This is a genomic window from Streptomyces sp. NPDC014656, from assembly GCF_043084305.1.
Taxonomy (GTDB): Bacteria; Actinomycetota; Actinomycetes; order Streptomycetales; family Streptomycetaceae; genus Streptomyces.
Window position 1 is genome coordinate 63,467 of record NZ_JBIBZN010000017.1, and the last position, 20,720, is coordinate 84,186.

Annotated in this window: 18 protein-coding genes; 9 read left to right on the forward strand and 9 right to left on the reverse strand. The window is 73.9% G+C overall.

All coding sequences use genetic code 11. The features are described 5' to 3' along the window. The first annotated feature begins 22 nt into the window (after nt 1-22). Entirely contained in the window at nt 23-679 is a 657-nt protein-coding gene (locus tag ACF1ED_RS30860) for a DedA family protein (protein WP_391766029.1), read from the forward strand. A 75-nt stretch (nt 680-754) separates the two neighbouring features. On the opposite strand, the gene ACF1ED_RS30865 is transcribed toward ACF1ED_RS30860, so the two are convergent. Further along, the gene (locus tag ACF1ED_RS30865; RefSeq protein WP_391766030.1) at nt 755-1,282 is read right to left on the reverse strand and encodes a gamma carbonic anhydrase family protein; all 528 of its coding nucleotides are present in this window, start codon (nt 1,280-1,282) and stop codon (nt 755-757) included. 149 nt (nt 1,283-1,431) lie between these two features. Between ACF1ED_RS30865 and ACF1ED_RS30870 the strand changes: the two genes are divergently transcribed. Beyond that, nucleotides 1,432-2,298, forward strand: a complete 867-nt coding sequence (locus ACF1ED_RS30870; protein ID WP_391766032.1) for an acyltransferase — start codon at nt 1,432-1,434, stop codon at nt 2,296-2,298. On the opposite strand, the gene ACF1ED_RS30875 is transcribed toward ACF1ED_RS30870, so the two are convergent. Then, nucleotides 2,282-3,145 carry an EamA family transporter gene (locus tag ACF1ED_RS30875; RefSeq protein WP_391766034.1) on the reverse strand — a complete coding sequence of 288 codons (864 nt, stop codon included), beginning with the start codon at nt 3,143-3,145 and terminating at the stop codon, nt 2,282-2,284. The genes ACF1ED_RS30870 and ACF1ED_RS30875 overlap by 17 nt on opposite strands. Nucleotides 3,146-3,264: 119 nt before the next feature. Here ACF1ED_RS30875 and ACF1ED_RS30880 point away from each other — a divergent pair, with 119 nt between their 5' ends. Both ACF1ED_RS30880 and ACF1ED_RS30885 read left to right on the forward strand, forming a co-directional pair. Beyond that, nucleotides 3,265-3,837 carry a helix-turn-helix domain-containing protein gene (locus ACF1ED_RS30880; protein WP_391766036.1) on the forward strand — a complete coding sequence of 191 codons (573 nt, stop codon included), beginning with the start codon at nt 3,265-3,267 and terminating at the stop codon, nt 3,835-3,837. 44 nt (nt 3,838-3,881) lie between these two features. Beyond that, nucleotides 3,882-4,445, forward strand: a complete 564-nt coding sequence (locus ACF1ED_RS30885; RefSeq protein ID WP_391766038.1) for a YbaK/EbsC family protein — start codon at nt 3,882-3,884, stop codon at nt 4,443-4,445. A 199-nt stretch (nt 4,446-4,644) separates the two neighbouring features. Here the strand turns inward: ACF1ED_RS30885 and ACF1ED_RS30890 are convergent, their stop codons facing one another. From ACF1ED_RS30890 to ACF1ED_RS30900, 3 genes are all read right to left on the reverse strand, one after another. Next, the gene (locus ACF1ED_RS30890) at nt 4,645-5,085 is read right to left on the reverse strand and encodes a CoA-binding protein (protein WP_391766040.1); all 441 of its coding nucleotides are present in this window, start codon (nt 5,083-5,085) and stop codon (nt 4,645-4,647) included. A gap of 164 nt (nt 5,086-5,249) precedes the next feature. Further along, complete coding sequence (locus ACF1ED_RS30895) at nt 5,250-6,872, reverse strand: carboxylesterase/lipase family protein (protein ID WP_391766042.1); 1,623 nt, start codon at nt 6,870-6,872, stop codon at nt 5,250-5,252. A gap of 241 nt (nt 6,873-7,113) precedes the next feature. After that, entirely contained in the window at nt 7,114-8,604 is a 1,491-nt protein-coding gene (locus tag ACF1ED_RS30900) for a long-chain fatty acid--CoA ligase (protein ID WP_391766044.1), read from the reverse strand. Nucleotides 8,605-8,790: 186 nt separating this feature from the next. Between ACF1ED_RS30900 and ACF1ED_RS30905 the strand changes: the two genes are divergently transcribed. The 4 genes from ACF1ED_RS30905 to ACF1ED_RS30920 all read left to right on the forward strand — a co-directional run bounded on the left by ACF1ED_RS30905 (nt 8,791) and on the right by ACF1ED_RS30920 (nt 15,284). Next, nucleotides 8,791-10,200 carry a PucR family transcriptional regulator gene (locus tag ACF1ED_RS30905; RefSeq protein WP_391766046.1) on the forward strand — a complete coding sequence of 470 codons (1,410 nt, stop codon included), beginning with the start codon at nt 8,791-8,793 and terminating at the stop codon, nt 10,198-10,200. A 9-nt stretch (nt 10,201-10,209) separates the two neighbouring features. Further along, complete coding sequence (locus ACF1ED_RS30910) at nt 10,210-10,836, forward strand: YigZ family protein (protein ID WP_391766048.1); 627 nt, start codon at nt 10,210-10,212, stop codon at nt 10,834-10,836. Nucleotides 10,837-11,067: 231 nt separating this feature from the next. Continuing rightward, the gene (locus ACF1ED_RS30915) at nt 11,068-12,243 is read left to right on the forward strand and encodes an exonuclease SbcCD subunit D (RefSeq protein WP_391766050.1); all 1,176 of its coding nucleotides are present in this window, start codon (nt 11,068-11,070) and stop codon (nt 12,241-12,243) included. Further along, entirely contained in the window at nt 12,240-15,284 is a 3,045-nt protein-coding gene (locus ACF1ED_RS30920) for an AAA family ATPase (protein WP_391766052.1), read from the forward strand. The genes ACF1ED_RS30915 and ACF1ED_RS30920 overlap by 4 nt, the downstream gene beginning before the upstream one ends. On the opposite strand, the gene ACF1ED_RS30925 is transcribed toward ACF1ED_RS30920, so the two are convergent. The 3 genes from ACF1ED_RS30925 to ACF1ED_RS30935 form a co-directional block, all read right to left on the reverse strand. Beyond that, the gene (locus tag ACF1ED_RS30925) at nt 15,274-15,720 is read right to left on the reverse strand and encodes an Lrp/AsnC family transcriptional regulator (protein WP_391766054.1); all 447 of its coding nucleotides are present in this window, start codon (nt 15,718-15,720) and stop codon (nt 15,274-15,276) included. The two genes, ACF1ED_RS30920 and ACF1ED_RS30925, sit on opposite strands and share 11 nt — an antisense overlap. 71 nt (nt 15,721-15,791) lie before the next feature. Beyond that, a complete protein-coding gene (locus tag ACF1ED_RS30930) occupies nt 15,792-17,501 on the reverse strand; it encodes a DUF885 domain-containing protein (RefSeq protein WP_391766056.1) in 1,710 nt (569 codons plus the stop codon). 40 nt (nt 17,502-17,541) lie between these two features. Continuing rightward, entirely contained in the window at nt 17,542-18,039 is a 498-nt protein-coding gene (locus ACF1ED_RS30935) for an Lrp/AsnC family transcriptional regulator (protein ID WP_391766058.1), read from the reverse strand. A 59-nt stretch (nt 18,040-18,098) separates the two neighbouring features. Between ACF1ED_RS30935 and ACF1ED_RS30940 the strand changes: the two genes are divergently transcribed. Then, nucleotides 18,099-19,310, forward strand: coding sequence for a trans-sulfuration enzyme family protein (locus ACF1ED_RS30940; RefSeq protein WP_391766060.1), 1,212 nt, complete (start codon nt 18,099-18,101; stop codon nt 19,308-19,310). On the opposite strand, the gene ACF1ED_RS30945 is transcribed toward ACF1ED_RS30940, so the two are convergent. Next, nucleotides 19,237-20,670 (reverse strand): GNAT family N-acetyltransferase, encoded by a 1,434-nt coding sequence (locus tag ACF1ED_RS30945; RefSeq protein ID WP_391766062.1) that lies wholly within the window; start codon nt 20,668-20,670, stop codon nt 19,237-19,239. The genes ACF1ED_RS30940 and ACF1ED_RS30945 overlap by 74 nt on opposite strands. Nucleotides 20,671-20,720 lie beyond the last annotated feature (50 nt).

Genomic DNA, 20,720 nt, shown 5'->3' on the forward strand with positions numbered 1-20,720 from the left:
CGGCACAACGGGAGGACCCGCGTTGCACGTCCAGGAGTGGCTGGAGACGATCCCGGCCGTCGCCATCTACGCGCTGGTGGGGGTGGTGATCGGACTGGAGAGCCTCGGCATCCCGCTCCCCGGCGAGATCGTCCTCGTCAGCTCGGCCCTGCTCGCCTCGCAGCACGGCGACATCAACCCGTACGTGCTCGGTGGCTGTGCCACCGCCGGTGCGATCATCGGAGACTCGATCGGGTACGCCATCGGCCGCAAGGGCGGCCGCCCGCTGCTCGCCTGGCTCGGCGGGAAGTTCCCCAAGCACTTCAGCGAGGCGAACATCGCCCTCGCCGAACGCTCCTTCCAGAAGTGGGGCATGTGGGCGGTCTTCTTCGGCCGCTTCATCGCCCTCCTGCGGATCTTCGCCGGGCCGCTGGCGGGCGTCCTGCAGATGCCGTACTGGAAGTTCCTCACCGCCAACGTCCTCGGCGGCATCCTGTGGGCGGGCGGCACCACCGCCGTCATCTACTCCGTCGGCGTCGTCGCCGAGGCGTGGCTGAAGCGCTTCTCCTGGCTGGGCCTGGTGCTCGCCGTGCTCATCGGCGTCACCTCGATGCTCGTCATCAAGAACCGTGCCAAGAAGGCGGCCGAGGAGGCCCGGCAGCGCCCGGAGGCCCCGCTGGAGCCGGTCACGGCGGACTGAGCGCGCACCCGTACGCGACGGAGGGCGGCACCCGGACCAGGTCCCGGGGTGCCGCCCTCCGTCGCGTGCCGGCCGTCAGCCCTCGTACGCCTCGGCGTGGGTCTTGGCCAGGTGGACGTACATCTCGGCGTTCAGCCGGATGCCGGCCAGCTCCTCGTCCGTCAGCGGGCGGCGCACCTTCGCCGGGACGCCGGCGACGAGCGAGCCGGGCGGGACCTGCATGCCCTGCGGCACCAGCGCCTGCGCCGCGACGAGCGAGCCGGCGCCGATCCGGGCCCCGTTGAGCACGGTCGCGCCCATGCCGACGAGGACGTCGTCCTCGATGACACAGCCGTGCACGGTCGCGTTGTGCCCGATCGTCACCCGGTCGCCGATCGAGACGGGGAAGCCGGGGTCGACGTGGACGGTGCAGTTGTCCTGGACGTTGGAGTCCTCGCCGACGGTGATGGGGCCGCAGTCGGCGCGCAGCACCGCGTGGTACCAGACTCCGGCGCGCGCCCCGAGCGTCACCTCGCCGAGCACCACCGAGGTCGGGGCCGTGAACGCGGTCGGGTCGACGCTCGGCTCCTTGCCGCCGACGGCCTTGATCAACGCCTCTGCCATGGGGGTCACTCCTGAGGGTCCGTACGGCCCGTGCGGCCGTGGTGGTGTCGCGCCTTCCGGTTGTCTGCCCGCACCCTATGCCGAGCCCATGACGGACATCACAGGGGACCGCGGCGAGCAGCCCCGGCACCGCCGACTACGGTGTCGGGGTGCCCAGAAACGGAAACACGTTCTCATCCCTGGCCGCCTGGCGGCGCCGGGTCGTCGCCCACGCCCTCCAGGGCGGCTGGCGCTGGGCACAGCAGGCGGGCGCCGTGACGGCGGAGCACCCCGGACGGCTCCGGTTCCGGCGGCTCGGCGCGGGCACCCGGCTGGCCTTCCCGCAGGGCACGGTCTTCGGCGAGCGGTGGATCGAGATCGGCGAGTGCTGCATCATCGCCGAACAGGTCACCCTGACCGCCGGCATGCTGCCGGGGCTCGACCTCGGCACCGAGACCGTGCTCACCCTCGGCAACGGCGTGGTGCTCGGGCGCGGCAGCCACGTCATCGCCGACACGACGATCACCATCGGCTCGGACACGTACTGCGGCCCGTACGTCTACATCACCTCGACCAACCACAGCTACGACGACCCGCATGAGCCCATCGGCCGCCAGTGGCCCCGCTCCGAACCGGTCTCGATCGGCCCCGGCTGCTGGCTGGGCACGGGGGCGGTGATCCTGCCGGGCGCGCGGATCGGCCGCAACGTCGTGGTCGCGGCCGGTGCGGTGGTGCGCGGCGAGGTGCCGGACCACTCGGTGGTGGCGGGCGCCCCGGCCAGGGTCGTACGGCGCTGGGATCCGGAACGGGGCTGGCAGCCGCCGCTGCGCACCCCGGCCCCGAAGCCGATCCCCGAGGACGTCACTCCGGAGCAGCTGGCGGCGCTGGCTGCGTGGGAGATCGAGCAGGAGGAGCGGGAGGAGCGGGGGCGGCCGGGGGAGCGGGCGCGGCGGGAGGCCGAGGCGGCGGCTTCCCGGAGCCGGGCCGGGTCGTCGGTCGCCGGCGAGGAGGGGGCGTCCGTCAGCCGCCCGCGATGAGGACCGTGCCGACGAGCGCCAGCCCCGCCCCCGCCGCCTGGATCGCGCGCAGCCGCTCGCGGAGCACGCCGAAGGCGGCGAGCGCGGTCACGACCGGGTAGAGGCTGGCGAGCACGGCGGCCACCAGGACCGGGCCGCGCTGCGCGGCCAGCGCGTAGGTGCCGTTGGCGGCGACGTCGGCGAGGCCCACGAAGGCGAGGGCCGGCAGCGCGCCGCGGATCACCCCGAAGCCCTCCTCGGGCAGGGCGCGGCCGCCGCGCCGTACGGAGAGGTACAGCGCGCCGCCGCCGACGGCCACGTTGGTGACGCGCTGCACGAACAGTGCGAGGAAGAGGCCGGTGAGCGTGGTCGACGCCTCGGCGATGAGCGCCATGACGGCGCCGAACCCGAAGGCGGCGAAGAGCGTGAGGACGACCGCCTGGCGCTGGACGGGCGCGCCGCGCAGTTCGGGGCCGCCGGCGAGGACGATGCCCACGACCGCCGCGACGATGCCGCCGACCTGGAACAGGCCGGGGCGGTCGCCGAGCACCAGGCCGACGGTGACGGGGACGACCACGCCGAGCGAGCCGAGCGGCGAGACGACGCCCATCGGGCCGAGCGCGAGGGCCTTGTAGAAGGCGAGCATGGCGGCGGGTCCGACGACGCCGGCGGCGACCGCGTACCAGAGCTCGGGGCCGGCCTCGGTCCACGCGCTGGTGGCGAGGACGACCGCGCCGAGGACCAGGACCGCGAGGCTCTGTGAGACCACGACGACGGTGAGGGCGGGGACGCGCCGGGTGAGCAGTCCGCCCCCGAAGTCGGCGAACCCCCACAGGAGGGCGGTGGCCAGGGCGAACACGGCGGTCATGGGGGTCCTCGCGGGCAGGTACGGGCGGAGCGGGGGGCAGTACAGTGCAGTGCACGATCGGGCGCACCTCACCGTAGGGCAGTCTGTTGAACTCTGTCATCCAGAATATTGGACGGAATGTGTCGGACCTCGACCAGCTGACCCAGTCGCTCGCCCGCAACCTCAAGCGCTGGCGCAACGAACGGGGCTTCACCCTGGACGCGCTCGCCGCCCGCGCCGGCGTCAGCCGCGGCATGATCATCCAGATCGAGCAGGCACGGACCAACCCGAGCGTCGGCACCACCGTCAAGCTGGCCGACGCCCTCGGCGTCTCCATCAGCACCCTCCTCGACCACGAGCAGGGCCCCCACGTCCGGCTCGTCCCGCCGGAGCAGGCCGTCCGCATGTGGTCCACCCCCGCCGGGAGCTCCACCACCCTCCTCGTCGGCACCGAGGCCCGCGGCCCCCTCGAACTCTGGTCCTGGTCCCTCGTGCCGGGCGAGGGCAGCGCCTCCGACCCGCACCCCCAGGGGACCACGGAGCTGCTGCACGTCGTCGCCGGGGTGCTCACCCTGGTGGTGGACGGCGTCGAGCACACCGTCCCGGCCGGCACCTCCGCCGTCTTCGAGGCGTCGGCGCCGCACACGTACCGCAACGACGGCGAGGAGACGGTCGAGATGACGATGGCCGTCTCGATCCCGCCCGTACGCTGAGACGGCCGGCCGCGCGGCCCGCGGGAGCCGTTAGCGTGACGCGCATGCGCGCACCCATCGGAAACTTCGACGACGCCCGGCCCGCCCCCGACTGCCTGGACCTCCTCACCCCGCCGGTCGCCGCGGCCGTCCGCGCCTGGACCGGACCGGTACCGGCCGACCAGATCCTCTACGTCGACACCGACCCGGCCATCGCCGACACCGCCGTCTTCGTCGAGCACCACGGACCCGCCCTCCTCGACGAGTCCGCGAACTGCGTCGTCGTGGCCGGCAGGCGCGGCGAGACGACGACCCTCGCCGCGTGCGTGGTGAAGTCGGCGACCCGCGTCGACGTCAACGGTGCCGTACGCAAGCACCTCGGCGCGCGCAAGGCGAGCTTCGCCCCGATGGACACCGCGACCGGCGAGAGCGGCATGGAGTACGGCGGCATCACCCCGATCGGCCTGCCCGCAGACTGGCCGCTCCTCGTCGACGCCGCCGTGGTCGACACCCCGTGGGTCCTCGTCGGCAGCGGCCGCCGCCGCGGCAAGATCATCGTGCCGGGCAAGGCATTCGCCCAACTGCCGAACGCCGTCGTCCTGGAAGGACTGGGCCTGCCCGCGATGTGACGACGCGTCGCACGGCTGACGCGGGGCGCGTCGCACGGCGGGGCGCGCCCCACGTCGCACGGCGTGCCGGCGGGTACCTCACGGGTTCCCACGGGCGCCTCACGTGTGCCTCATGTGTGTCGTCACGGAGGCCGTCGCGGATGCCGTCACGGAGGCCGTCGCGGAGGCCGAGCGAGGTGCGTCGGGCCGCCGTTGGGCATCAGCCCAGGCGCGGGATCTCGATCGCGGGGCAGCGGTCCATCACCATGTCGAGGCCCGCCTCGGTCGTGCGCGCGTACGCGGCCTCGTCGACGACGCCGAGCTGGAACCACACCGCCTTCGCGCCGGCCTCCCGCGCCTCGTCGGCGACGGCGCCGGCGAGGTCGCTGTTGACGAAGACGTCCACGACGTCGACGGGGAAGGGAATGTCGGCGAGGGAGGCGTAACCGCGCTCGCCGTGGACCGTCTCCGCCTTCGGATGGACCGGGACGATCCGCTTGCCGAAGCGCTGGAGCACGGCCGCCACCCCGTACGCGGCACGCTCCCGGTTGGAGGAGAGGCCCACGATCGCCCAGGTGTCGCCCGTGCCCGTCAGGATCCGGCGGACGGTCTCCTCCTCGGAACGCTCCGTCGCCTCGGTGGTCGTGGTGTCGACGCTCATCCCTGGTGCCTTCCTTCGTTCCGTGACTGGGCTCCACCCGTTACGAACCCACCTGATCCCCGGATCCTTCCCGCACCGGGGGAGGGGACCCGGGGCGCACCGCACCGGTTCCAGGCATCACGTCGGGCTCGGCCGTCATGTCGGTCTCAGGCGTCGCGGCGGCCTCAGGCGTCCCAGGAACGTCGCTCGTCCTCCCGGGGAGCCGTCACGAGAGCCTGGCGCCCGGGACCGAAGGCCATCACCGGCCGTTCCGCGTCCCACGCCCGCCACCCGGGGTCGCCGTCCGTCGCGAACGCCACCCAGGCCGCGTGCATCGCCTCCGCCAGTTCGCGCGGTGCGTCCGGCCCGGTCAGCACCTCCGCCTCCGGCGTGTCCAGGGTGTCGAAGACGAAGCCGAGCTCCAGCGCGTGGCAGGCGCCCAGTCCGAGCACCGGCGACGGCCAGCCGAACTCGTACAGGTACGTGCGCCCGGCCGCCCCCGCCCTCAGCCGCGCGTCGGCCACCCGGTTCAACGGCACCCGCAGCAGCTTGTCGGTGGCGAGCGCGCCCAGGATCTCGCCGGGCCGCGCCTGCGGCCGGTTCGCGCGGTAGACCCGTGCTGTACGGGACGGCACGCGCGTCTTCCACAGGGCGAGCCGCAGCATCAGCGGCGACAACCGCTCCACGAGTCCGCCCGGCACGAACCAGAGCCGGTACTCCTCCGTCGTGGTCCCCAGCAGCAGGTCCACTCCACCGGATTCGACGTCCGGCCCCTCCACGGCCTCCTTGGGCACCTGCCCAGCAGAGGACCGGCCGGCCTCCCCGACGGGACCGCCGGCCGTCAGGGCCTGCGCGGGATCGCGCGGGAGCACGTCGCCGTCCACGACGATCTGGAAGGAGTGCCCGCTCCCGGTCAACGGCGAGCCCTTCGCCGTCACCTCCGTCTGCGCCGTGAGCAGTCGCTCCCGGTCCACCGAGGCGAACGCCTCCGCCGTCGCCGCGATCCCCAGCCGCTTCGCCACCGCCTCCGTCGTCCGCCGCGCCCGCTCCGGCGGGACCGCCATCGGCGCCCCGCTCTGTACGACCGCCCTCCGGAACAGTCCGCGCGCGAGGGGCGAGACGAGCAGCGCCGCGATCGAGATCGCGCCCGCGGACTCCCCGAACACCGTCACCCGCTCCGGATCGCCGCCGAAGGCCGCGATGTTCTCCCGTACCCACACGAGGGCGGCGATCTGGTCGCGCAGACCGAGGTTTGCGGGCGCGTCGGGGAAGACTCCGAAGCCTTCCACGCCGAGCCGGTAGTTCACGGAGACGAGGACGACGCCGTCGCGCGCGAACGCGGTCCCGTCGTAGACCGGCACGGCGTTGGAACCGTGGATCAGCGAGCCGCCGTGGATCCACACCATCACCGGCCGGCAGGAGGGAGGAGCGCCTTCCGGGCCCGTGGTGTCCGCCGTGCTCGCGGGACCCGCCGGGCCCGGGGGAGTCCACGGCGCCCAGACGTTGACGTTGAGGCAGTCGTCGCCCTCGACCACGGGGTCCGGCAACAGCGCGTCCAGCGGGGGAGCATAGGGCCGCTTCGGCGCCGTCGGCCCGAACTCCGTCGCCTTCCGCACGCCCTCCCACGGCTCCACCGGCTCCGGCGCCCGGAAACGGAGCGCCCCGAAAGGTGCCCGCGCGTACGGCACCCCGAGGAAGGCAGCCACCCCGTCGGCCACGAACGCGCCGCTCACCCGCCCGGCGCCGACGACCGCCTCGGGCGCTCCCGCTCCGGACACGGCGTCCTGATCCAGCTCCGGCGTCGTCATGACTGCGTCCTTCCGTACCGAGAGGCGAGAGGCGCAAGGCGCAAGGCGAGGGTCGGGGCGGTGGGGGAGGGGGTGTGCGCTGGATGTGGATGATGACGCACGGAACCGCCGGGGCGGGAGCCCGTACCGCGACTCGTACGCCGATGTGCACATGCCCAGCCGTCGGGCGAAGTCCCCGGTCCCGTCCCCGTCCCCGTCCCCAGCCCCAGGAACGAGGTGCGGCTTCGCTCCGCGATCCGGTTCAGCCGGAGGGCGTCACCAGTGCGCGCTTGAGGACCTTGCCGGTCGGGCCGAGGGGGAGCGCGTCGACGAAGCGGACGAGGCGCGGGTACTTGTGGCGGCCGAGGCGCTCCCGGGCCCAGTCGACGAGCTCGTCCTCCGTGACGGGGGCGGAGCCCTCGCGGCGGACCACCACCGCGCACACCTCCTCGCCCTTCGCCTCGTCCGGGACGCCGATCACGGCGACCTCGGACACCGAAGGGTGACGGACCAGGACCTCCTCGACCTCGCGGGGGTAGATGTTGAACCCGCCCCGGATCACCAGGTCCTTCTTCCGGTCCACGATCCGCAGGAAACCGTCCTCGTCCCGCGCGCCCAGGTCACCCGTGCGGAACCAGCCGTCCACGATCGCCGCGGCCGTCGCCTCGGGATCGTCGAGATAGCCGGCGAAGACGTTGTGTCCGCGCACGACCACCTCGCCGATCCCACCGTCCGGCAGCAGCCGGATCTCGCCGTCGACCGCCGCGTCGGCCACTCCGACCTCGACGCCCCACACGGGATGCCCCACCGTGCCGGGCCGGCGTCCGAGGTGCGGCTGGTTGAACGTCGCGACCGGCGAGGTCTCCGTCAGGCCGTACCCCTCCAGGACCTGCGTCGCGAAGGTCTCCTCGAAGCGCTCCAGGACGGCGACCGGCAGCGCCGCGCCGCCGGAGACCGCCGCGCGCAGCGCCTCCGGACGCCGGTCCGACGCCGCCGAGGCATCCACCAGCGCGTGGTACATGGTCGGCACGCCCATGAACACCGTCACGCCCTCGTCGGCCAGCACCTTCAGCGCCGCCGGCCCGCTGAACCTGGGCATCAGCACAAGCGTGGCGCCCTGGCGCAGAGTCCCGTTCATGGCGCACGTCTGCCCGTAGCTGTGGAACAGCGGCAGACACCCGAGGACGACGTCGTCCGCGCCGAGACCCAGCAGATCCTGCGAGGTCACGGCCGCGTTCATGACGATGTTGAGATGGGTCAGACGGGCCCCCTTGGGGCGGCCCGTGGTGCCGCTCGTGTAGAGGACCACCGCCGTACCGGACGGATCGGCCGGCTCCGCGGCGACCAGCGGCTCCGATGCCGACGGAGCGCCCTGGAAGGCACGCACACCCGCCGCCCGCGCCGCCTCGTCGGCGACCGCCCACAGCGGGCCACCGCTCACGATCGCGACCGCGCCACTGTGCTCCAGCACAAAACGCACCTCGTCGGCGACGAGCAGCGCGTGCACCGGCACGACGGTCGCGCCCGCGGCGAGCGCGCCGTAGTAGACCCGCAGGAACTCGGTCGTGTTCGGCAGCAGCACCGCCACCCGGTCGCCGGGCTTCACCCCCGCCTCGCGCAGCCCGGCGGCGCAGCGCAGCGCCGCGTCCCACAGCTCGCGGTAGGTGAACCGGCTCGCACCCTCGACGACGGCGATCCGGTCGGGGAAGTGGCGGGCTGACTCGCCCAGCACGCCGGCGACACTCAGTGACATGACACGCTCCTGAGACGTGGAGTTGACGGCGGCGTCAACATTCCGTGACACGGCCCAGAATCGATCGTGGAAGCACCACGACACCATGTGCAGACGCCCACCATGCGGGGATCAGGGCTGGGCATCGGCCCCTCGGCCGCCGCCGGAGCGTGGCATTCGCCAAAGCGCGGCGCTACGGTGCGAGCCATGACGCCCAGCCCGCCCGGCGCCCCCGACCCCACGTCCGGCCGCTCGTCCGATCCACCGGCCGCACGCGGCGCGCACACCCGGCTCGGCTCGGCCGGCGGCTCCGGCGCACTGCGCCACTCCCTCGCCACCGCGCTGCTCGCCGACGCCGACCGGCTCACCGACCGGGCCGTGGACGACATCCGCGCCCACTCCGGCACCTACGCCTCCGGAGATCCCGTCAGCCGTGACGACCTGTGGGCGATCTGCCGCGACAACATGCTGCGAGCCCTGGAGGACTTCGGCGGGCTCGCCCCGACCGGCGGAGACTTCGAGGGCGCCGCCCGCGAGACCGGCCGCCGCCGCGCCGAGCAGGGCGTCCCGCTCGACATCGTCCTCCAGGCGTACCGGCGCGGCGGGCGGGTTCTGTGGCAGGTCATGGCCGAGCACCTGCGGACCCGGACCGGCCGCGAGGCGGACAGCCGCGACCTGGAGCTCGACGTCGCCGGCGCGGTCTGGGAGACCATCGACCGCTACTCGGTCGCGATGGCCGACGCGTACCGCCTCGCCCAGCTGGAACTCCAGAACCAGCAGGACACCCGCCGCGCGGCACTCTTCGAAGCCCTCCTGGACGGCCGCGCCGACGACCCCGCGGTCGCCTCCGCCGCGGCCGCCGCCCTGGGCGTTCCCGCTCAGGACCGCTACGTCGTCGTGGTCGCCACCCAGGATCCGGCCGCGCCGCCCCAGCCCGCGCCCGTCCTGGAGGCCCAGGGGCTGTGGTCGTACTGGCGCCCGCGTTCCGGGCGGTACGCCGGCATCGTGCGCCTCCCGCGCCGCGACGCTCCCGCCGGACGGACCTCGCCCCCGCCCGGCGCCCCGCCCGATCCGGCGCTGGTCCGGCTCCTCGGCGCGCTGCGCGAACGCACCGGCGCCACCGCCGGCGTCTCGCCCGAGTTCGAACGCCTCTCCCAGGCGGGCCGCGCCCTCCGGCGCGCCGAGCAGACCCTGCGTACCCTCCGCGCCGGCAGCGGCGAGGCCGCCGTCTTCGACGCCCGGCTCCCCGAGGTCCTGCTCAGCGGACGCCCCGACGTCGCCGAGCGGATCGTCACCGTCAACCTCGGGCCCGTCCTCGCCACCGGCGGCGAGCGCAGCGCACTCCTGAGCACCCTCCGCGTCTGGCTCGACCACGGCTGCTCCGCCTCCCGGGCGGCGGAACTCCTCTACTGCCACCGCAACACCGTGCTGAACCGCATCGGCCGCGTGGCCGAGCTCACCGGCCGCTCCAGCGAATCGGGCGAGGCGCGCATGGGTTGGGCACTTGCCCTGCGCGCCCTCCCGTACATCGGCCTCCCCGACGCCGCCGGGGCGGCCCCGGCCCTGGCGGACCAGTACGGCTCGGGCGACGCGGAATGGGACGCGTACGGCACGTAGGCTGGCGGAATGCAGGAGCAGTACCGCACGCTCGCCCGCGAGGGCGTCCACGAGACCGAGATCAACCGTTCGCGCTTCCTCTGTGCACTCGCACCGGTCGCCGACGAACGCGAGGCCCAGGAGTTCGTCGCCCGGATCCGCCGGGAGCACCCGACGGCCACCCACAACTGCTTCGCCTACGTGCTCGGCGCCGACGCCTCCGTCCAGAAGGCGAGCGACGACGGCGAGCCCGGCGGGACGGCCGGCGTCCCGATGCTGCAGATGCTGCTGCGCCGCGAGATGCGGTACGTCGCCGCCGTCGTCACCCGCTACTACGGCGGTGTGAAGCTCGGGGCGGGCGGCCTCATCCGCGCGTACGGCGGCGTCGTCGGCGAAGCGCTCGACGCGCTCGGCACCGTCACCCGCCGTCGCTACCGGCTCGCCACCGTCACCGTCGACCACCAAAGGGCCGGAAAGCTGGAGAACGACCTCCGGTCCACCGGCCGTGCCGTGCGGGAGGTGCGCTACGCCGAAGCCGTCACCCTCGAGATCGGCCTGCCCGACGCCGACGTGCCCGCCTTCCGCGCCTGGCTCGCCGACGTGACGGCCGGCATGGCCACCGTGGAACTCGGCGGCGAGGCGTACGGCGACGCCTGACCCACCGACCGGCCCCCGCTCCACGCCCCCGCCCGCTCCGTACCTCCGCTCGCCCGGCGTCCCCGCCCGCTCCGTCCCGCATCGCCCCCGTATCTCCCCGGTGCGGCCCCTGCCACCACCCCCGCCGGGTTAGCGTGGTGGGCAGACACACAACACCGGGCCCGGCGGCACGCGACGGGACCCGGAACCAGGGGCGAGGAGCGGCACGCGCATGCGGGGTGGGACGACGACGTGAGGCTTCTGCACACCTCGGACTGGCATCTCGGCCGGTCCTTCCACCGCGTCGGCCTCCTCGGCGCGCAGGCCGACTTCCTCGACCACCTCGTCGCCACCGTCCGCGACCGCGAGGTGGACGCCGTCCTCGTCGCCGGCGACGTCTACGACCGTGCCGTGCCCCCGCTGCCCGCGGTCGAGCTCTTCGACCGGGCGCTGCACCGTCTCGCCGAGGCCGGCGTGCCCACGGTCATGATCTCCGGCAACCACGACTCCGCCCGCCGTCTCGGCGTCGGCGCCGGGCTCATCGGCCGCGCCGGCATCCACCTGCGTACCGACCCGGCCGGCATCGGCACCCCCGTCGTCCTCACCGACGCGCACGGCGAGGTCGCCCTCTACGGGCTGCCGTACCTGGAGCCCGCGCTGGTGAGGGAGCAGCTCGGCGCCGTGAAGCCGGGGCACGAGGCGGTGCTCGCCGCCGCCATGGACCGGGTCCGCGCCGACCTCGCCGCGCGGCCCGCCGGCACCCGTTCCGTCGTGCTGGCGCACGCCTTCGTCGCGGGCGGCGCGCCCAGCGACAGCGAACGCGACATCACCGTCGGCGGTGTCGCCGCCGTCCCGACCGCCGTCTTCGACGGGGTCGACTACGTGGCCCTCGGCCACCTCCACGGCTCACAGACACTCACCCCCCGCGTGCGGTACTCCGGTTCGCCGCTCGCCTACTCCTTCTCCGAGTCCGACCACCGCAAGACCATGTGGCTGATCGACCTCGGCGCCGACGGCGAGGTGGCCGCCGCCGAGCGCGTCGACTGCCCGGTGCCCCGCCCCCTCGCCCGCCTGCGCGGCCGCCTCGACGACCTCCTCGACGACCCGGCCCACGACCCGCACCAGGACTCCTGGATCGAGGCCACCCTCACCGACGCCGTACGGCCCCACGACCCGATGGCCCGGCTCGCCGAACGCTTCCCGCACACCCTCCACCTCGTCTTCGAGCCCGAGCGGGCCGACACCGACTCCCTCGCCTCCTACGCCCAACGGCTCCGCGGCCGCAGCGACCAGCAGATCGCGGAGGACTTCGTGACCCACGTCCGCGTCGGCGGCGGACTCGACGCGGCGGAGCGGAACGTGCTCTACGGCGCCTTCGACGACGTCCGCGTCGACGCCGCCGCCACCGAGCGCGAGGGGGGACGATGAGGCTGCACCGGCTGGAGATCACCGCCTTCGGGCCCTTCGGGACCACCCAGACCGTCGACTTCGACACCCTGTCGACGGCCGGGCTCTTCCTGCTCCACGGCCCCACCGGCGCCGGCAAGACCTCCGTCCTCGACGCGGTCTGCTTCGCCCTGTACGGGAGCGTGCCCGGCGCCCGCCAGGGCCCCGGCACCACCCTCCGCAGCGACCACGCCCCCGCCGACACCCGCACCGAGGTGCTGCTCGACCTCACCGTCGGCGGCCGGCGCCTGGAGATCAGGCGCAGCCCCGCCCAGCCGCGTCCGAAGAAGCGGGGCGGAGGTTTCACCACGGAGAAGGCGCAGAGCACACTGCGCGAGTACGACCCCGCCACGCGCGCGTGGACCGGCCTCAGCAAGTCCCACCAGGAGATCGGTGAGGAGATCACCCAACTCCTCGGCATGAGCCGGGACCAGTTCTGCCAGGTGGTCCTGCTGCCGCAGGGCGACTTCGCCCGCTTCCTGCGCGCCGACGCCGAAGCCCGCGGGAAACTCCTCGGCCGTCTCTTCGACACCCGTCGCTTCGCCGCCGTGGAGGAGCGCCTCGCCGAACTCCGCCGCGCCGCCGCCCATCGCGTCGAGGAGGGCGACGCCCGGCTCCTCGCCCTCGCCCACCGCATGGCGCAGGCCGCCGGCGGGCTGCCCGCGGCCCGGACCCCCGTCGAGGGGAAGCCCGGCGAACCCGGCCTCGCCGACACCGTCCTCGGCTGGGGCGCCGTCGCCCGCACCGAGGCCCGGGAGGCCGCGGACATCGCCGCCGTCCGGCTCGCCGCCGCCGAACACGCCGAGAAACTCGCCCGCACCGCCGCCGGACACGCCCGCGACCTCGCCGCCCGCCAGGCCCGCCACGCCGAGGCCCTGCGCCGCCGCGAGGTGCTCACCGCCCGGATCCCCGACCGGGACCGCGACCGGGACGCCCTCGAACTCGCGCTCAAGGCCGAGCGGGTCGCCCCGGCGCTCGCTCTGCGGCACGAGGCCGAACGCGAGCACGCGGGCGCGCTCGCCGCACGCGGCGCGGCCCGTGCGCAGCTGCCGCCGGATCTCGCCGAGGCCCCGGCCGAGCGGCTCTCCACCCTGGAGAACCGGCTCCGCGAGGACCTCGGAGGCCTCGCCGCGGCCCGCCGCGCCGAGAGCCGGGCCGCCGCGCTCGCCGAGGAGCGGACTCTCCTCGACCGGGAAGCCCGCGCCGACGAGGAAGCCCTCCAGGAGGCGGCCGGCTGGCTCGCCGACTGGGAGCCCCGGCGGGCCGCGCTCCAGCAGCGCGTCGACGCCGCTCAGGAGGCCGCCGCCCGCGCCGAGCAGCTCGCCGGCCGGCTCGAACCCCTCCGCCTCCGGCTCGCCGCGGCCCGCCGCCGTGACACCCTCGCCCGGACCCTGACCCAGACCGAGGAGTGGTACGCGACCGCCCGCGAGCACCGCAACACCGCGCACGAGAACTGGCTCGACCTCAAGTCCCGCCGGCTGCGCGGCATCGCCGCCGAACTCGCCGCGACCCTTGTCGACGGCGACCCCTGTCAGGTGTGCGGATCCACGAACCACCCCGCTCCGACCGTGACCGCGGCCGACCACGTCGACCGGGCGGCCGAGGAGGCCGCGTACGCCCGCTACACGAAGGCCGACGAGGTCGGCCGTGCCGCCGAACGCGAACTCGCCGGCACCCGCGAAGCCCTCGCCGCTGCTCGCGAAGAGGTCCACTCCCTGGCCTTGTCCGGGCATACGCACCATCAGCCCACCGTCGCGGAACTCGCCGCCGAGGTGGAGGAACTGACCGCCCGCCACGCCGAGGCGCACGCGCTCGCCGCCCGGACCCATGCGGCGCGCGAGGCGCTGGCGCGGGCCGAGCGCGAGCACGAGGAGAGGGCAGTCGCCCAACGAGAGGCGGAGCGGCGCGTAGCCGCCCGCACCTCGCAGCGCGAAGGCATCGAACGGCAGCGGGCGGAGATCGCGGAGGAACTGGCCCGGGGACGCGGCGCGTTCGCCACGGTGGCCGAACACGCCGGCCTCCTGGAGCGCCGTATCGCCCTCCTGGTCGACGCCGCCGGAGCCGTACGCGCCGAGGAGGTCGCCGCCGACCGCCTCAAGAGGGCAGATGCCCAACTCTCCGACGCCGCCTACCGGGCCGGGTTCACCACCCCCGCCGAGGCCGCCGAAGCCCTCCTCGACGAGCACGGCCGCCGTGCGCGCCAGCACCGTATCGACCTCTGGCAGGCCGAGGCCGCCGCGGTCGCGGACCGGCTCGCCGAACCCGGCGTCGAAGAGGCCGCCTCCCTCCCTCCCGCCGAACCCGCCGCCGCCGAGGCCGTCCACGCGGCCGCCGAGCGGGCACTGCGTGCCGCCGCCGCCGCGCTCGCCGCCGCGCGCGACCGCGTCACCGGACTCGCCGGCCTCGCCCGCCAGGCCGAGGCCGAGGTGCGGCGCCTGGGCCCGCTGCGTACCGAACACGACCGCGTGGCGCGGCTCGCCGGCCTCACCGCCGGCACCTCCGCCGAGAACGAACGCCGCATGCGCCTGGAGTCGTACGTCCTCGCCGCCCGGCTCGAACAGGTCGCCTCGGCCGCCTCGGCCCGCCTCCAGCGGATGTCCTCCGGCCGCTACACCCTCGTCCACTCCGACGTGCGCGCCGGCACGCGTCGCAGTGGCCTCGGACTCCACGTCGTCGACGCCTGGACCGGCAACGAACGCGACACCGCCACTCTTTCGGGCGGCGAGACCTTCTTCGCCTCGCTCGCGCTCGCCCTCGGCCTCGCCGACGTCGTCACGGACGAGGCGGGCGGCGTCCGCCTCGACACCCTCTTCATCGACGAGGGTTTCGGCAGCCTCGACGACCAGACCCTCGACGAGGTGCTCGACGTCCTGGACTCGCTGCGCGAACGGGACCGGAGCGTGGGCATCGTCAGCCACGTCGCCGACCTGCGCCGCCGGATCCCCGCCCAACTGGAGGTCACCAAGTCCCGCCACGGCTCGGCCGTACGCCTCCGTGCCGGCGGCGACGGACTCAGCGGCTGACGGCGCGGCGGGGGAGCGGCGAGGAGTAGACGACGCTGGTCGTCACCGAGCCGAGCGTGCCGATCTTCCCGGAGATCTCCTCCAGGTGCCGCATGGAACGGGCGGCGACCTTGATCACGAAGCAGTCGTCGCCGGTGACGTGGTGGGCCTCCAGCACCTCGGGGGTGACGGCGACCAGGTCGTGGAACGGCTTGTAGTTGCCGGTGGGGTAGCGGAGCCGTACGAAGGCGAGGATCGGCAGTCCCAGCCGCTCGTGGTCCACCACGGCGGTGTAGCCGGTGATCACCCCGGCGTCCTCCAGGCGCCGCACCCGCTCGGTCACGGCCGACGGCGACATGGAGACGGCGCGGGCGAGCTCGGCGTAGCTGGCCCGGCCCTGGGCCTGGAGGGCGTCGAGGATGCGCCAGTCGGTGGCGTCCGGGGTGTAGTCGTTCATGAGACCCGAGCCAACAGGGGTTTCCCCGGCGGATCAAGTCATCCGCCGGGGAAACCTCCCGTACGGCACGGTCAGAGGCGGGAGATCTCGTCCACGAGGTCGTCCAGACCCAGCGGTCCCTGACTCAGCGCGGCCATGTGCCAGCGCTTCGCGTCGAAGGCGTCACCGTGTGCCTCGCGGGCCCGCTCGCGGCCGAGCAGCCACGCCCGCTCGCCCAGCTTGTAGCCGATGGCCTGGCCCGGCATCGACAGGTAACGCGTCAGCTCGCTCTCCACGAACGCCGGCGGCCGGCTGCTGTGCGCCTGGAAGAACTCCTGCGCCAGGTCCGGGGTCCACCGCTCACCGGGGTGGAACGGCGAGTCCGCCGGGATCTCCAGCTCCAGGTGCATGCCGATGTCCACGATCACCCGGCAGGCGCGCATCATCTGCGCGTCGAGGTAGCCGAGCCGGCGTTCCGCGTCCGGCAGGAAGCCGAGCTCGTCCATCAGCCGCTCCGCGTACAGCGCCCAGCCCTCCGCGTTGGCGCTGACCATGCCGATGGTGGCCTGGTAGCGCGAGAGGCTGTCGGCGACGTGCGCCCACTGCGCGATCTGGAGGTGATGACCGGGGACGCCCTCGTGGTACCAGGTCGACACCAGGTCGTAGACGGGGAACCGGGTCTGCCCGTCCACCGGCAGCCAGGTGCGGCCGGGGCGCGAGAAGTCCTCGGAGGGGCCAGTGTAGTACGGGGCGGCGGCACCGCCCGCCGGGGCGATGTGCGACTCCACCTTCCGCACCCGCTCGGCGAGTTCGAAGTGGGTGCCGTCGAGCGCGTCGATCGCCTCGTCCATGAGCCGCTGGAGCCACTCGCGGACCTCGTCGACGCCCTCGATGTGGGTGCCGTGCTCGTCGAGGTGGGCGAGCGCCGCCCACGGGTCGGAGCCGGGCAGGATCCGGTCGGCCTCCGCGACCATCTCCTCGCGCAACCGGTGGTACTCGGACCAGCCGTAGGCGTACGCCTGGTCGAGATCGAGGTCGGTGCCGTTGAAGTAGCGGCTCCAGCGCCGGTAGCGCTCGCGGCCCACGGTATCGGGGGCGTCGGCGACGGCGGGGACGTACACGTCGCGCATCCAGTCCCGCAGCGAGGCGAGGGCGGCGCCGGCCTCGACGGCGGCCGCGGCGAGCTCGGTACGCAGCTCCGCCGGGAGCGTGTCCGGGCGGTTCGCGGCGTACTGCTCGAACCAGCCGGGCTCGCCGTCCCCGCCGGCCCAGTCCGTGAGCTGGCCGACGAAGGTGGCGGTGGCGCGCGGTCCGCCGAACAGCTTGCGCTCCACACCGAGCGCGAGCGAGGCCCGGTAGCCCTCCAGCGCGGCCGGGACCGCCCGCAGCCGCTCGGCGACTGCCGTCCAGTCGTCCTCGGTTTCGGTCGGCATCACGGTGAAGACCAGCCGGATGCTGTGCGCCGGCGAACGCATGTTGCTGACCGCGCACAGACCCTCGTCGGCGTCGTGCACGGCCAGTTCGGCCGTGAGCCGCTCCCGGAGCAGGCGGGCGCAACGCCGCTCGGCGTCACTGTCCGCGCCCGGGACCCGCTCGGCCTCGTCGAGCAGGGCGAGGGTCCGGCGGGCGAGCTCGGCCACGGCCTCCTGGCCTTCGGGGGAGAAGTCGGGAAGGCGGCCGGCGCTCTCCCGGACTCCCAGGTGGGTGCCGGTGATCGGGTCGAGGGCGATGAGGTCGTCGACGTAGGAGTCGGCGACCTGACGGGGCAGATGGCTGCGGGAACTCTCTGGCATGTGTCTCATCCTGATGCCTCCGTCCGCCTCCCGTCACCCTCGACCGGACTTACACGGCTGACATGGACGGTCCCGCGCCGGGCGGCAGCAGAGGTCCGCAGTCCCACTGCTGGAAGATCAGCCGGGTCTCGACCCGCGCCACCTCGCGCTGGGAGGTGAACTCGTCGAGCACGAGTCGTTGCAGGTCGGCCGGGTCGGCGACGGCCACGTGCACCAGGTAGTCGTCGGGGCCGGTGAGGTGGAACAGCGCGCGGGACTCGGGCAGGGCCCGGATCCGGTCGACGAACGGACCGATCAGTTCCCGTCGATGGGGCCGGACCTGGACGAGCAGCAGCGCCTCCAGACCGCGACCGAGTTTGGCCGGATCCAATCGCAGCTGATGTCCGAGGACGACTCCGGTGCGACGGAGCCGGGCCACGCGGTCCAGACAGGTGGAGGGGGCGACGCCGACCTCTGCGGCGAGTTCGCGGTAGGTGGTCCGGGCGTCGTTCTGCAGGAGGCGGAGAATGTGCAGATCGACCGCGTCCAGTACGACAGAATCGGCCATTGGGCGAACGTAGCACGGATGTTTGTCGCTACTTCCCGGTATCCGTTCACAGTGCGGCCATGGACGCCATGGATCACGCCCCTTCGGCCACCCCGAAGGCGCTCGCCACCGAAGCCGTGCACGCCGGCCGGGAAGACCTCGCCGCGCTCGGGCTGCACGCCCCGCCGCTCGACCTGTCCACCACCTACCCCTCGTACGACGCGCGGGCGGAGGCCGCCCGCATCGACGAGTTCGCCGCCACCGGAGCCCGCCTTGACGGCCCGCCCGTCTACGCGCGGCTCGACAACCCGACCGTGGCGCGCTTCGAGGAAGCCCTGGCCCGGCTGGAGGGCACCCAGGCCGCCGTCGCCTTCGCGAGCGGCATGGCCGCCCTGACCGCGGTCCTGCTGGCCCGCGCCGCCCAGGGCCTGCGACACGTCGTCGCGGTTCGCCCGCTGTACGGCTGCAGCGACCACCTCCTGGACGCCGGCCTGCTCGGCACCGAGGTGACCTGGACCGACCCCGCGGGCGTCGCCGACGCGATCCGCCCGGACACGGGTCTCGTGATGGTGGAGTCACCGGCCAACCCCACCCTGGCCGAGGTCGACATCCGCGCCGTCGCCCACGCCTGCGGCGCGGTCCCGCTCCTCGTCGACAACACCTTCGCCACCCCGGTCCTCCAGCGCCCGGCGGGCCTCGGCGCGCGCATCGTCCTGCACAGCGCGACCAAGTACCTGGGCGGACACGGTGACGTCATGGGCGGCATCGTCGCCTGCGACGAGGAGTTCGCCCGCGAGCTTCGCCGCGTCCGCTTCGCCACGGGCGGTGTGCTCCACCCGCTCGCCGGCTATCTGCTGCTCCGAGGTCTCTCCACCCTTCCGGTCCGGGTCAAGGCGGCCTCGGCGACGGCGGCGGAGCTGGTGCGGCGCCTGGCCACCGACCCGCGGATCGCCCGCGTCCACTACCCCGCGATCGGCGGGGCGATGATCTCGTTCGAGGTGTACGGGGACCCGCACGAGGTGATCGCCGGCGTCAGGCTCATCACTCCGGCGGTCAGCCTCGGCAGTGTGGACACGCTGATCCAGCACCCTGCCTCGATCAGTCACCGCATCGTGCACGAGGGCGACCGCCGGGCCGCGGGTGTCAGTGATCGACTGCTGCGGATGTCGGTGGGCCTGGAGGACGTCGAGGACCTGTGGCGCGACCTCACCCAGGCGCTCAGCGCTCGCTCTGCCGAGCCTGCGGGTGCGGGCGCTCGCTCCGTCGCGGTGCCGAGTCCAGCCGAGCGGTGATCACCAGCGTCCCCTCCTCGATCTGGTAGTCGAGGGGCAGGTTCAGCGCCCGCATCGCCGCGACCATGCCCGTGTTGGACGCCTGGGTCACGGCGTAGACGCTCTCGCATCCGGCCTCCTCGGCCATCGTCACGAGCCGGCCGAGGAGTTCGGAGCCGATTCCGCGCCGCTGCCAGTCGTCCTCGACCAGCAGCGCCACCTCGGTCTCGTCACCGTCCCACAGCAGGTGGCCCAGGGCGACGAGCCGTCCGGACGCGGTCTGCACGGCGAGGGTACGTCCGAACCGCGGGCTCAGCAGATGGTCGAGGTATCGGTCCGCGTCACCCACCGGCCCGTGGTAGCGCAGGCTCAGCGTGCGCGCCGAGCAGCGGTCGTGCATGGCGCGGGCGGCTGCCAGGTCACGCTGGTCGGCGCGACGGACGGTGATCTCGTTTCCCTCGGGGAGGGTGAGCACGTCCTGGCTGCGGGGGACGCGCGGGCCGAGTCGAGCGTCCAGTTCGACCAGCGCGCGGGCCCGGGCGAACTCGGTCGGGGTGAAGGGAAGGTAAGGCCGTTCGATCAGCAGGGTGCCCCCGCTGGGGTCGCGCAGCTTCATCACGGTCTCTTCGAGCACACCCTCGACCGGTGCCTGTTCCCCCATCGGGCGTCCGGTGAGCGAGACGGCCGGAACCGAGTGAAGGGTGCACCGGCCGAGGAGCTGGCGGAGCGCGAGGGGCAGCTCGGCGGCGTCGAGCGCGGTACGGGTGGCGAGGCCGAGGACCCGTGTGGGGGTGTCCACGAGGTCGTGGGCGTCAGCCCGTTCGGTCCAGGTGTCGCGTCCACCGGCGGTTCCGATCTCCTGTGCGAGATCACCGGCGGAGAGACCGGCCGGCGCACGAAGCAGGAACTCGTCCACCGTGCCTTCCGTCAGAGGGTGGGTCTGGAGGGTGAGGATGTCGACGCCGAGCCGGCCCAGCACCGTGCACAGGGAGGCCAGACTGCCCGGCGCGTCGTCGACGGTGGTCCTCATCCGCCACAGTGCGGTCTCGACGGCCTCAGGCGCCCGGCCCTGGTCGGCGTCCGCGTGCGGTTCCGCCGACTCGTCAGGGGTGGGTGCCGCTGCGGACGTGCCCGGGGCGGGAGCGGCGGTGGCGGGTGGAGCATGGCTGTGCCTTCGCGCCCACCATGTGTGGAAGCCGGCGGTGGCGACCAACGCGATCGCCGAGAACACCAGGAGGTAGGGACCGTCAGGTCCCTTGACGATGGTCTTGGCGATCGTGTCGGCCACCACCACGGCGGTGAACAGGGCGGCGAGCTCGATCAGGTCGTGCCGCCAGTGGTGCGGGCGGCGGGTGCTCTTGGAGGACGTCACATCGGTCATGACTTCACTGTGACCGAGGGGTGTTGCGTGATCACGAACGCTTTGTGACT